This is a genomic window from Sinorhizobium kostiense, assembly GCF_017874595.1.
In the GTDB taxonomy this organism is placed as follows: Bacteria; Pseudomonadota; Alphaproteobacteria; order Rhizobiales; family Rhizobiaceae; genus Sinorhizobium; species Sinorhizobium kostiense.
The window spans coordinates 322,029-333,572 of the sequence record NZ_JAGILA010000003.1 but is presented as its reverse complement, the minus strand read 5'-3'; the positions used below and the strand labels follow the sequence as shown (position 1 = coordinate 333,572).

General features: G+C 63.9%; 15 protein-coding genes and 2 pseudogenes. 11 read left to right on the top strand and 6 right to left on the bottom strand.

What is annotated here, in order from left to right; genetic code table 11:
* Positions 1 to 35: 35 nt before the first annotated feature.
* Positions 36 to 959, top strand: a complete 924-nt coding sequence (locus J2Z31_RS14295; protein ID WP_028002741.1) for an ArdC family protein — start codon at positions 36 to 38, stop codon at positions 957 to 959.
* 15 nt (positions 960 to 974) lie between these two features.
* Here the strand turns inward: J2Z31_RS14295 and J2Z31_RS14290 are convergent, their stop codons facing one another.
* The gene (locus J2Z31_RS14290) at positions 975 to 1,403 is read right to left on the bottom strand and encodes a MerR family transcriptional regulator (protein WP_028002740.1); all 429 of its coding nucleotides are present in this window, start codon (positions 1,401 to 1,403) and stop codon (positions 975 to 977) included.
* A gap of 85 nt (positions 1,404 to 1,488) precedes the next feature.
* On the opposite strand from J2Z31_RS14290, the gene J2Z31_RS14285 reads away from it, so the two are divergent.
* The 5 genes and pseudogenes from J2Z31_RS14285 to J2Z31_RS14265 all read left to right on the top strand — a co-directional run.
* The gene (locus tag J2Z31_RS14285; RefSeq protein WP_028002739.1) at positions 1,489 to 1,887 is read left to right on the top strand and encodes a mercuric transporter MerT family protein; all 399 of its coding nucleotides are present in this window, start codon (positions 1,489 to 1,491) and stop codon (positions 1,885 to 1,887) included.
* A gap of 23 nt (positions 1,888 to 1,910) precedes the next feature.
* Positions 1,911 to 2,201: a heavy-metal-associated domain-containing protein gene (locus J2Z31_RS14280; RefSeq protein WP_033058277.1), complete on the top strand. Its 291-nt coding sequence runs from the start codon at positions 1,911 to 1,913 to the stop codon at positions 2,199 to 2,201.
* A gap of 1 nt (position 2,202) precedes the next feature.
* Positions 2,203 to 2,379 (top strand): mercury transport protein, encoded by a 177-nt coding sequence (locus J2Z31_RS14275; RefSeq protein WP_234710700.1) that lies wholly within the window; start codon positions 2,203 to 2,205, stop codon positions 2,377 to 2,379.
* 66 nt (positions 2,380 to 2,445) lie between these two features.
* Positions 2,446 to 4,671, top strand: coding sequence for a bifunctional organomercurial lyase/mercury(II) reductase MerBA (gene merBA / locus J2Z31_RS14270; protein ID WP_028002737.1), 2,226 nt, complete (start codon positions 2,446 to 2,448; stop codon positions 4,669 to 4,671).
* 33 nt (positions 4,672 to 4,704) lie between these two features.
* Positions 4,705 to 4,920 (top strand): annotated as a pseudogene (locus J2Z31_RS14265) (zincin-like metallopeptidase domain-containing protein); the annotation flags it as partial.
* Between the two features lie 32 nt (positions 4,921 to 4,952).
* Here the strand turns inward: J2Z31_RS14265 and J2Z31_RS14260 are convergent.
* A complete protein-coding gene (locus J2Z31_RS14260; protein WP_167333624.1) occupies positions 4,953 to 5,129 on the bottom strand; it encodes a hypothetical protein in 177 nt (58 codons plus the stop codon).
* A gap of 457 nt (positions 5,130 to 5,586) precedes the next feature.
* Here J2Z31_RS14260 and J2Z31_RS14255 point away from each other — a divergent pair, with 457 nt between their 5' ends.
* From J2Z31_RS14255 to J2Z31_RS14240, 5 genes and pseudogenes are all read left to right on the top strand, one after another.
* On the top strand, positions 5,587 to 5,898 hold the full coding sequence (locus J2Z31_RS14255; RefSeq protein WP_028002734.1) for a DUF736 domain-containing protein: 312 nt from the start codon (positions 5,587 to 5,589) through the stop codon (positions 5,896 to 5,898).
* A gap of 138 nt (positions 5,899 to 6,036) precedes the next feature.
* On the top strand, positions 6,037 to 6,303 hold the full coding sequence (locus J2Z31_RS14250; protein WP_028002733.1) for a type II toxin-antitoxin system prevent-host-death family antitoxin: 267 nt from the start codon (positions 6,037 to 6,039) through the stop codon (positions 6,301 to 6,303).
* A pseudogene (locus J2Z31_RS29790) lies at positions 6,300 to 6,529 on the top strand (hypothetical protein); the annotation flags it as partial. The gene J2Z31_RS14250 and the pseudogene J2Z31_RS29790, both read left to right, overlap by 4 nt.
* A gap of 375 nt (positions 6,530 to 6,904) precedes the next feature.
* Positions 6,905 to 7,069, top strand: coding sequence for a hypothetical protein (locus J2Z31_RS14245; protein ID WP_167333623.1), 165 nt, complete (start codon positions 6,905 to 6,907; stop codon positions 7,067 to 7,069).
* A 333-nt stretch (positions 7,070 to 7,402) separates the two neighbouring features.
* Positions 7,403 to 7,894, top strand: coding sequence for a hypothetical protein (locus tag J2Z31_RS14240; protein WP_028002732.1), 492 nt, complete (start codon positions 7,403 to 7,405; stop codon positions 7,892 to 7,894).
* A 439-nt stretch (positions 7,895 to 8,333) separates the two neighbouring features.
* Here J2Z31_RS14240 and J2Z31_RS14235 read toward each other — a convergent pair whose 3' ends face one another.
* From J2Z31_RS14235 to traC, 4 genes are all read right to left on the bottom strand, one after another.
* Positions 8,334 to 8,591 (bottom strand): WGR domain-containing protein, encoded by a 258-nt coding sequence (locus tag J2Z31_RS14235; protein ID WP_028002731.1) that lies wholly within the window; start codon positions 8,589 to 8,591, stop codon positions 8,334 to 8,336.
* Between the two features lie 229 nt (positions 8,592 to 8,820).
* On the bottom strand, positions 8,821 to 10,785 hold the full coding sequence (traG, locus tag J2Z31_RS14230; RefSeq protein WP_028002730.1) for a Ti-type conjugative transfer system protein TraG: 1,965 nt from the start codon (positions 10,783 to 10,785) through the stop codon (positions 8,821 to 8,823).
* The gene (gene traD / locus J2Z31_RS14225) at positions 10,772 to 10,987 is read right to left on the bottom strand and encodes a type IV conjugative transfer system coupling protein TraD (protein ID WP_028002729.1); all 216 of its coding nucleotides are present in this window, start codon (positions 10,985 to 10,987) and stop codon (positions 10,772 to 10,774) included. The genes traG and traD overlap by 14 nt, the downstream gene beginning before the upstream one ends.
* Before the next feature lie 4 nt (positions 10,988 to 10,991).
* Positions 10,992 to 11,288 carry a conjugal transfer protein TraC gene (gene traC, locus J2Z31_RS14220; RefSeq protein ID WP_028002728.1) on the bottom strand — a complete coding sequence of 99 codons (297 nt, stop codon included), beginning with the start codon at positions 11,286 to 11,288 and terminating at the stop codon, positions 10,992 to 10,994.
* Between the last annotated feature and the right edge of the window lie 256 nt (positions 11,289 to 11,544).

Below are 11,544 nucleotides of genomic sequence, written 5' to 3'. Positions count from 1 at the left end.
CCCTCGACGGAGAGGGCGAGCTTAAGGAGGCAGCAATGACCACAGATCGCACCCCCCAGACCCCGACCGATGTCTACGAGCGCGTCACCAGCCAGATCATCGCCGCCATCGAGGCCGGCGCCGGCGAATACCGGATGCCCTGGCATCACGACGGATCGGCCATCACCACGCCCGTCAACATCGCCTCAAGCAAGGCCTATCGCGGCGTCAACGTCATCGCACTCTGGGCTGCCGCGCACGCGGCCGGCTATCCCGCCGGCATCTGGGGGACCTACCGCCAATGGCAGGCGCTCGGCGCCCAGGTTCGCAAGGGCGAACGCGGCCACCTTGTCGTGTTCTGGAAGACCACCGATCGCGGCGAGGCGGACGATCAGGACGGCGAAGCGGATCGCGACGAGCCCGGCCGGCGCATGTTCGCCCGCGGCTATACCGTGTTCAACTGCGCGCAGGTCGACGGCTACACGCCACCCGCAATGCCGGTGCTGCCCGAGGCCGAGCGAATCGAGCGGGCCGAACGCTTCTGTGCGGCGCTCGACATCGACATCCGCCACGGCGGCTCGCAGGCCTATTACCGCCCATCTACGGATCACGTGCAGATGCCGGAGTTCGCCTGCTTCCGTGATGCCCTCGCCTATTATGCCGTGCTGCTTCACGAATGCGGCCACGCTTCCGGCGCCAGCCACCGCCTCGACCGCGATCTCTCCGGACGCTTCGGCTCGGCCGCCTATGCGATGGAGGAATGCACAGTCGAGCTCTTGAGCGCGATGATCTGCGCCGATCTCAGTCTCAGCGTCGAACCGCGGCCCGATCATGCCCGCTACATCGCTTCCTGGCTCGAGGTGCTGCGCTCCGACAAGCGCGCCATCTTCACTGCCGCCAGCAAGGCGCAGCAGATCGCCGATTGGATGCACGCGCAGCAGGCCGGCGCTCGCCAGCACGAGGTCCGGGGCGCCGCATAGGCGCCCCCAGCTCGATCAGATAGCGTTGCGCTCCTGGAACAGCGTCTCGATCAGCGGACATTCCGGGAGCGTGCCGTCGCCGCACTGGGCAACGACGTCCTTCAGCACTCGTTCCATGCGCTTGAGGTCGGCGATCTTCGCTCGGACGACAGCAAGGTGGACGGCCGCGACGTCTCGTACTTCGGCGCAGGGCCGGTCACGCTCGTCAACGAGACACAGGAGCTCGCGGATTTCGTCCAGCGAGAAGCCGAGCTCGCGGGCTCGCAAGACGAAGCGAAGGCGCCGCTCGTGCGTGCTGTCGTAGCTGCGATAGCCGCTCGCAGTGCGGGGCGGCTCGGGCAGAAGGCCAACCTTCTCATAATAGCGCACCGTCTCCAGATTGCAGCCCGTCCGCCGGGCAAGCTCGGCCCGCTGCATACCTGTCACCCCGGCGCGGTCGCCCATCGCAAACACCCTCTTGACCCTGTAGTTGCTACAGACTGCACACTAGCGCCTTGATAGGAGTTCAGCAAGGAAAGCGAGACCCGAGATGAATGCATCGCCACACGGAACGGCAGACATTGCGCCGATGAGCGAGACCGGCCGCCAGCGCCTGGTCGCAGCCGGAGGCATCCTCGGCGCGCTCGCGGCCTCCTCCTGCTGCATCATTCCGCTCGTCCTCTTCAGCCTTGGCATCGGCGGCGCTTGGATCAGCAACCTGACGGCACTCGCGCCCTACAAGTCCTACTTCGTCGCCGGGACGACGGGCGTTCTCGGCTATGGCTTCTACCTCGTCTACCGGAAGCCGTGGCGTGCGTGCGCCGACGATGCCGCCTGCGCGCGCCCAGCCCGCAGTCGCCTCGTCCAGTTCGCGCTCTGGATCGCAACAGTCCTCGTCATCGCCGCCTTCGCCTTCGACTATGTCGCCCCGCTACTGCTTTCCGCCTGACGCCGAGAGAGGAGACCCACCTCATGAAGAGTTTCAGTATTTGCACCGTGATCGGCGCGCTGATGCTGGCCCCGGCCGCCTGGGCCGGCGAGCGCACGGTCACCTTCGCCGTCGACAACATGACCTGCGCCTCGTGCCCCTACATCGTGAAGACCACCATGGCGGCCGTCCCCGGCGTTGCCAATGTGACCGTCTCCTTCGAGGCGAAGACCGCGACGGTCACCTTCGACGATACGAAGACGAACGCCGACGCGATCGCGGCCGCCAGCATGAATGCCGGCTATCCGGCCCGTCCGACGCAACAGGGCAGCTAAGATGACCGACCGCACTGCAATCCGCGCAGGCGTGGCCGGCGCGGTCCTTGTCGCGATCTGCTGCGCAGCGCCACTCGTCGCCCTGAGCCTGCCGCTGGCTGGCCTTGGCGTCTGGCTCGCTGGCGCGGGTCTGGTGGTGCTGCCGCTGATGGCCACCGGCCTCGGTCTTGTCGCATGAACCTCCATCATTGCCGGCAAGGCCTGCGGGCTGCGAGACAACGAACCACAAGAAGGGCATGAAGCCATGAACGACTGCTGCGCATCCTCCCCCTCCCCGGGCAAGGCTGTCATTTCGACGCCAGCGACAGCGCCGAGCTTTGCCGTGCGGCCGGGCGTGATGTTTCCTGACTGGTCGGTCGTCAAATCGCCGGCAGTCCGCGATGCGCTCAAGGCCATGGTCGGCTCCGACCACGTGCTCAATCGCTGGAGCGGTTATGATCCCGCCGCGGACCGCGTGCGCGCCGCGCTGCTCCAGCTCTATGTCGAAGACGGACGAGCTCCGAAGAGGAGCGCGCTGGCCGAGCGTGCGGAACTCAGCGAGGCCGCCATCCGGCCTCTGCTCGCAGATCTGCGCCGACGCGACCTCGTCGTTCTCGATGGCGAGCGGATCGTCGGTGCCTATCCCTTCACCGACCGCGACACGGGCCATCGGGTGACGCTGGACGGACGCGTGCTCAACACCATGTGCGCGGTTGATGCGCTCGGCATCGGCGCCATGACCGATCGCGATATCGCGATCGCCTCGGCCTGCCGTCATTGCGGCGCGCCGATCCGGATCACGACGCGGGAGCGAGGAAGGGCGCTGGCCGACGTCGCGCCGCGGGCGGCCGTCCTGTGGCTGAGCGTCCGCTATGAAGGCGGCTGCGCTGCGAGCTCGCTCTGCGCGACGACCGCGTTTCTCTGCTCGGACGAGCATCTTTCCGCCTGGCGAAACGGACGTTCGGCCGACGGACCCGGGTTTCGGCTGACGATCGCGGAAGGGCTGGAGGCCGGACGCGCTCTGTTCGGCCCGAGCCTCGCCGGTCTCAATACGACGGTCGCAAGTCGCCCTCTCCGAGCCAAGCTTGGCAATGGAGGCGCTCACGACCTCGTCGTGATTGGCGCCGGCTCGGCCGGCTTCTCGGCCGCGATCACCGCCGCCGATCAGGGTGCCCAGGTCGCACTCATCGGCAGCGGCACCATCGGCGGCACCTGCGTCAATGTCGGTTGCGTGCCGTCGAAGACGCTGATCCGTGCCGCCGAGACGCTGCACAATGCGCGCGCCACCGCCCGCTTTGCCGGTATCACGGCGGAGGCCGAAGTGACCGACTGGGGCGGGACCATTCGCCAGAAGGACGCGCTCGTTTCTGAGTTACGCCAAGCGAAGTATGTCGACCTGCTCCCTGCCTACAACGGCATCGCCTTTCGCGACGGGCCGGCGCGCCTCGTCGACGGCGGTGTCGAGGTCGGCGGCACGCGCATTCCCGCCGGCAAGATCATCATCGCCACCGGTGCGCGGCCGGCCGTACCCGCGATCCCCGGTATCGAGACCGTGCCGTACCTGACCAGCACGACGGCGCTTGACCTCGAGGAACTGCCGCACTCGCTGCTCGTCATCGGCGGCGGCTATATCGGCGCCGAACTCGCCCAGATGTTCGCTCGCGCCGGGGTAAAGGTGACCCTCGTCTGCCGGTCGCGCCTGCTGCCGGAGGCCGAGCCGGAGATCGGCGCGGCGCTGAGGGGGTATTTTGAGGGGGAAGGGATCACCGTCGTCTCCGGCATTGCCTACCGCGCAATCCGCAAGACCGAGGGCGGCGTTTCGCTGACCGTTATGCGTAACGGCCAGGATATGGCGATCGACGCGGATCGGGTGCTGATCGCAACCGGCCGCACGCCCAACATCGAAGGTCTCGGCCTCGCCGAGTATGGAATCGCCATCTCGCCGAAAGGCGGCATCATCGTCGACGACCGCATGCGCACGACCAAGGCTGGTGTCTATGCCGCCGGGGACGTCACCGGCCGCGACCAGTTCGTCTACATGGCCGCCTACGGCGCCAAGCTCGCCGCCAGCAACGCCCTCAACGGCGACAGTCGACGCTACGACAACAGCGCCATGCCGGCCATCGTCTTCACCGATCCGCAGGTGGCGAGCGTCGGATTGACCGAGGCCGCGGCGCGCGCCGCCACGCATGCCGTCCGCATCTCGACGATCGGTCTCGACCAGGTGCCCCGCGCGCTTGCGGCCCGCGATACCCGCGGGCTTATCAAGCTTGTTGCCGACGCCGGCAGCGGTCGTCTGCTTGGCGCCCATATCCTCGCGCCGGAAGGCGCCGACAGCATCCAGACCGCGACGCTGGCAATCCGGCAGGGCCTCACCGTCAACGATCTCGCGGAGGCGATTTTTCCATACCTCACGACCGTCGAGGGCTTGAAGCTCGCGGCACTGGCCTTCGACAAGGACGTCGCCAGGCTGTCGTGCTGTGCCGGCTGAACAACGCTGCTGACGGCTTGACTTTCAGGATATGTTGCCGAGCTTGGCAGCTGCTTCCTCTGCGCTGATCTCGGCATCGCGCCGGAACTCGAGCCGCGGCCGGATCACGCGTCCTACCTTCAGTCCTGGCTCACCGTCCTGTCCGGAGACAAACGGGCGATCTTCCACGCCGCGGCGCATGCCCAGCGTGCCGTTGCCTATCTTCACGATCTTCAGCCTGGGCGTGGCCAAGACCGACAGGCGGCTTGAATAGGTTAATGCAGCTCCCGGTCTTGCGTGGATTAGGACTGCCCGCCGCCAGCGGCGGTGGTAAACTCCGCTACCGGCTCGGTCGTCACCTGCAGATCTTCATCCGTTCGCAGGTCCAACTTTCCCCAGATCGACGTCTTCTGTGTGCCGGATTTCGGCTTGCGAGACGGATTGATTTTGACGGTGAACGGCTTTGTCTGCTTGCGCATGGGTCCTCTTCGGCAGAACGAATCGCGCCGCAACGATTTCCCGTGTATGGACCAACGCAACCGGCGGGTCTGCCGAGATCGATGCGGAGATGTTCACCGCAACGACCTGGCATCCGGAGCGGTTTCACCTGTGAGCCGTTCGAACAAATGCGATGGTACGCTGCAAGTCGCCGTTGCCATGCTCCTTCTCCTCATAGTTGCCAGCGCTCCCTTCTGCGGGCTCGATGAGGCATGTCTGACCGAAGAACGGCTTCGCCTCGATCGGCTTCCCGCAACGGGCCTCCAGAACTTTCTCCCCCTGACGGCTGTGCCGCCATTCCTCGCGGAACAACAAAGTTCTTCCGGCCGCCCTCCACAGTGTTCCGGCCTTTCAGGTGCGGTCCGATCGTCCCCGGTCTTTGCGACAGCCATCGAGGCCGCGAAGGGCGCGGCCCGAAACAAGGAAAGGAACATGACAATGGCTACCATCGGCACCTTCACCGCAAACGAAAACGGCTTCACCGGCTCGATCCGCACTCTCGCCCTCAACGTCAAGGCTCGCATCGCCCGCATCGAAAATCCCTCGGACAAAGGCCCGCACTTCCGCATCTACGCGGGCGCCGTCGAACTGGGCGCTGCCTGGCAGAAGCGCTCCGAACAGACGGATCGCGACTACCTCTCGGTCAAGCTCGACGACCCGAGCTTCCCGGCTCCGATCTACGCGACACTGACGGATGTCGAAGGCGAAGATGGCTTCCAACTCATCTGGTCGCGTCCGAACCGGGATTGATATTATTGGTTAAGGCCTCGCCGCCTAGGCGGGGCCTTAACCGCCGAAATGCACAGTATTTACAACAATGCTGTAAATGCCGGGTTTGTGCTGGTTCCGAAGTTATAGTGCGGTCGGCAAACACATCTGGAGATCAGCATGCCCCGCACCGGTGGTACTTATTCGACAAGCGATCTTTCCCGGAAGTCCGGCGATATCATCGCCGAGGCGTTGCGCCATCCGGTCACGATCACCCAACGCAACAAGCCGCGCCTCGTCCTTCTTAACATCGATGACTACGAACGGCTGATGCGGCAATCCGATGCCCGTTCAGTCGGCACACTCGAAACCATGCCGAGTGAGCTGCTTAACGAATTCGAGGCGGCGGTGGACGCCTATGCGGGGACCGACGAGACCAACCGATGAGCAGCTATGATGACATCCAGACCGCGACGGTCATCCGTTATCGCTGTTTATGGGCGCGGCAAGCCCGAAAGGCGAGACAGAGGGGCAAAAGGATCGGCCAGTCGCCGTCGGCGTGAGGCTTGCCCGACCTGACGGCGACCTGGTTCTGTTTTTCCCGATCACCACCAAGCAGCCCGAGCTGGCTCGCTTCGCGGCTGAAGTTCCGGCCATGGAGAAGCGGCGGGCCGCGGCTGTTCCGGCCTTGTGAGATGCGGCCGGATCGTCCCGGTCTTTGCCGCTGGGGCCGCTAAGGGGCGGCCCAAACCGGGACGGAGGAGCTACCGGCCCCCGCTCGCCAAGCAGGGCCAATCCTCATCGCAGAAGCCGGAAACAGGCATTGAGCCCGTTTCTGGCTTTTCGGTGCCAAACGAGAGGTAGGGTCTGCTCAGACAGTGCCATTTTGCCGTGGGGAAAGGGCCGCCTCAAGGACTTCGCGGTTCCTCCAAAATGCTGTCGCATTTCGGCTCCCCCACCCGCCGCGGTGCGGTCGCTTCGCGCTCCTTGACCCTGCCCTGTCGCCACGCCCGCGGTCGTCATCCTTCTCAAACTACAGGAGATGACGATGACCATCGAACAGCACATCGAAGAACTGCGCGCCGAGCTGCGTAACGCCGTCGACGCTAACGAGCGTCGGCAGATCGAGGCCGAACTTGAACTCGCCCAGGCCGAACGCGAAGTGATCTCGGCCGAGCAGGACGGCCGTGTAAGCGCCGAGCCTCCGTTCTGATCGAGGCTTACCTCCATCCCGTGAGCTTGGCCCGGCCGGATCGACCGGCCGCCCGGCTGTCAGGGATTTCACCCCTCGACGCTCCCCGTCGGCTCGCGCCGGGAACGGTCGCGTTCCCTTCGGGTACGCGGGGCTCTTCTCTCTCTGACCTCCTATTTTACTCCAGCAAATCCGGCGTCAAGGACGGCGCGGTCTCCCCAATTTTTCCGCCGCTGCGTTGCACTGCGCTTCAGAAAAATCGGTTCCCCCGCTTGCAAGTCGCGTTCCGCGATCCCTGACCCCTCTTTGCCACGGAGTGGCCGATCTCCGTCATAAAGATGAAGGAGATCACACATGACAACTGATCAGAACCTTACCCTCGTCGCCGCGCTCTCCGGTTTCCGGCTCCTCGTTCTCGCCAACCGCTTCGGCTGCGATACCGACTTCTCGCGAGAGCTCCATGATCGCCTGATCGAAGGACTGGATGCCGCCACCGCGCGCGTCCGGACCATCATGGCGTTGGAGCGGAACGTTCTCACCGGAGAGGACGAATTCGCCAAATATCAGTTGGACGGCGAAACCGAGATTTTCGGGCGCTTTGCCATCAATCTGCTGGACGATCTCGAAATCGATTTCGACACCCATGAGTATCGAGTCAATGGCGGCGATTGGGCCATTGCTTTGACAGCGGACTACACCGGCGTCGAAATCAACTATCCAGAGCTGGTTGCGCTTACCGAAGAAGAACTCGGCTCGCTGGCACCGATCATCAAGGATATTGCGCGAGAAACCGGGATCGCCGTACATGCGGCGCGTGCCACCTACGCTCGGTGCGCGGGATCCTGATCGGGATCCTTGGCGCAGTCTCAATTGAGGACTGCGCACGCACTCTCGGGCGAACGTCCTCTCCCACGCACCTGGTTTCAATGGCGCCGAACATTGACTGACGGAACCAGATCGCCATGCCATGGCGAGTAGCCCTGCCATTGCAGCGATAGCGATTGGTGTGTCCCTCCTTTTCGACCCGCCGCCTGCCCCCCCCCCGCGATGACCGCATTTCGAAAGGAGAGAAATCATATAGCAGTTCCCTCAATTCTTCGCCGCCACCTACCGCCGGCTTCGCACCCTCGGCAAGGTGATCAGCAATTTCTTCCGCAACGGAAAGCTAGACTAGGCCTTAGCTGGCCATCACGATCCTATTCTTCGTCGAGGTCGAGGTGTCGTTCGAGACCGACCGGAACCGGCGCCGCTGAGGCGCCGTAGAGCACCGCTTCGGCGGATTTTTTCATATGGGCATAGAAGCGCGCGGACGATAACCGCGTTTTCGTTTCCGTCGGAGCACATCGAGAAACAGCCGGACCGCTTCCTCTTCCCGGCGGAAATGATGGACCATCATCTGTCCCCTGGTTCCAATGCGGCCCCACTTCCGAAGCAGGCAGATGTCCCCGAACAGGTTCGGTTCGATCGACATGGCATAGTAGCGGGCCATATTCCTCGCGGGATCCGAGCGTTCGACGTAGAGGCGGTAGGGTTGAGAGATCATGACGTCAGGATCGCTGATCCGGGGAGTCGCGTCCAACGACACTTATGAATCGATGGGCATGGATCGATTCACATCGGTGATGATATGCGAAGGGCTTGGGCGAGACGCCTGCGGCGCACGGCTCTACTCGCTGCGCTCACGGAGCCCGCCCGCGGTCTCCGCCCCGTCGGGTGACGATCCTCTCGCGACCCCTCAGTCACACCATCCGTGTCTCTCACCGTCCCAGCGCCTAGCGAGACCCCCGCGCGTGGAAGAGTGCCAAGCTTCCGACAGCCGTCTTTCCGACCTTGTGAAACCTGTTCGTGCCGACGCAGGCCTTCATGTCTTCACGCCGGAACCAGATCGCCCTGCCGCAGCGAAGCGGCGGGTTGCCGGCGGTGAAGACGATCTGCTCGTCTGCCCGCATGCGAAGAACCTCATGCGCCTGGATCAGCGGCCGCGCCGCCAGCTGCTTCGATCGAGTCCGCGATGATCCCCTAGATTGGAAACTGCGGCTGACCTGGTCGATCTCGACCGTGGTCATGCCGCAGCGCTTCGAGATGTAGTCTGCGGTATCCGGATCGTTGATCGCGGCGAAAGAGATCCAGCTCGCGCTCTCGAACCATTTGCTCGCCGCATCGCGGCCGCCATAGGTCTCCCGCATCTGGCCAATCGACTGGTAGATCATCGTCAATGTGATGCCATACTTGCGGCCAGCGTCACGCGCGGTTTCCAGGATGCGCATGTAGCCGAGACGCGCGACCTCATCGAGAAGGAAGAGGGCCCTGTCCTTCACCTCGCCGTCGCGATTGTAGATGGCGTTAATGAGCGAGCCGATGATCACCCGGGCAAGACCGGAATGCGTCTCCAGTGTCTTCAGGTCGATGTTGATGAATACGTCGGTCTTGCCGGCCGCAAGCGCGTCGGTTGAGAAGGTCGAACCCGATACGAGTGCGGCATAGTTCGGATAGGACAACCAGTGTGTTTCCTTGACCGCATTGGCGTAGACACCGGAGAAGGTCTCCGGCGTCATGTTGACGAAGGCGGCGACATTCTCCTTCACGAAGTCCGAGTTCGAATTGTCGTAGATGGATTGCAGTCGCTCACGCAGTTTCGGTTCCGGCTCAGAAAGATTGGCCCGAACCTGCCGCAAGGTCTGGAACTCACTGTCGGTATGGCCGGACAGGCAGACGTCGGCGATCAGCGCGGTCAGAAGCTGCAGCGCCGATGCCCGGAAGAAGTCGTCGCGCACGCCGCGCGGGCCGCCGCTATCACTCATGATCCACGACGCGACGGAGGCGATGTCTTCCTCCTTGGTTCCGCCGAAGCGGCCGATCCAGTCGAGAGCGTTGAAGCCCGTTTCCGGCGCCTTCGGATCGAGAATGCGAATGAAACGCGCTGCATTCTTCCGATGCTGGTGAACCATCGGCGCCACTTCGTTCGAAGGGTCGAGGACGACAAGCGCACCGCCCCATTTGAGTGCCGTCGGGATCGTCACCGACGTCGTCTTAAAGCCGCCGGAACCGGCGAACACGATGCCGTGCGAGGATCCGAACGAGCCGTCGAAGCAGAGCAGCGGTGACTTGCCGCCGACGCCCCAGGTTTCGGGATCATCCGCACGAAACGAACGCGCTGCCGTGCTGTCCTTGTCGACGCGGTAGCGCTCGCCAATGACGATGCCGCCGGTATCGGGAAAGAGCTTTGCCGCGTCCTGCATCTTCATCCAGTCGGTCTCCCCATGCAGCGCCCTTTGTCCCCGGATGCGTTTCGGCTCGGCGCGTGCGAAGGCAGCGTTGCCGATCAGCGCGACGCGTAGCGCGAAACATCCCGCCACCAGCGCGGCAGCTGCGCCGATCATCGTTGCAGGGTCGAGATACGAGGTGATGGAGTTGCCCGCCGGCACCTTTCCGGCGAATGCGGCAAGACGTCCCGCCTCGCGTATCGCCGCAATCAGGATCGTTGCTGCGGCTCCGGCCAGAGCGCTGCAGCCGGCGAATTTGATGTTCGCGGAGCCGGCGCTCGCGAACAGAAAGATCACGCCAATCGCCGCGGCGCTGACATAGGGCGCGGCGATTCCGACGCGGCCCAGCGTCAGCCTCGCCGATTCCGTCTTGCCGAAGTTCGATAGCCACTGCTCGGTCCCGGTCATGCCGATGACGGCAAAGGTCATCAGCACGGCAGGGACAGCGACGAGAGCAAGCCTATTCGCCGTCATTGCCGAATGCCTCCGCGCCGATTGCGATCAACCGCGCCCGCTCACCTTCGTCGGACTTCAGCCGGTGGCTGAGTTCGACCAACGCCCCGAGCAGGAGCGCGCGCTTCTCGTATCGCAAGCCCGCCTTCACGATCAGCCCGCCGAGCTCGATCTTCTCCCGCGTGTCCTTTTTGCGGGCATCGGATGTCATTGTTCTCGCCATCCGCTCAAGCCTCGCCATTGCCGCCCTGAGCCGCGCCAGACGCGACCGCCGCGGACGACGCGCCGGCGCTGACGTCGCCATCCCCCTTTTTCCCTCCGGTCGATGCGCCCTGCCCTCCGCGAAAGCGTTTCGCCAGACTCTCGAAAGCCGCCTGAAGCTCGGCTTCCTCGATCGCGATTTCGCCAAGTCCTGCCTTGAGCGCAATCCGGCCGATCCGCTCGGCTTCTCGCGTTTCCGCGATCTTGAGTTGTTCCTGGAGCTTGGCGATTTCATCGCGAATTTTCGAGGAGGGTTTCCTCATTCCGTCCGTCTCCCTGGCTGAGAAAGCTTGTCTTTCGAGGGCCAGTTTTTCCGAACGGAGTGCGGAACGCACTACTGTGAATCCTACAATCGCCAAGGGCGATGCCTTGGTGAATGATCCCGGCCGTTCCGAAGGAGCGGCTTCCAAGGGCGCAATTATACGTCGCTGTCACGACGTCTTGCTCTGAGTGCCCTGACGGGGCCGCTGCTCCTGAAGAACCCGTTGAATTCGTTCCGCAAGCTGGGAGCTCAGACCG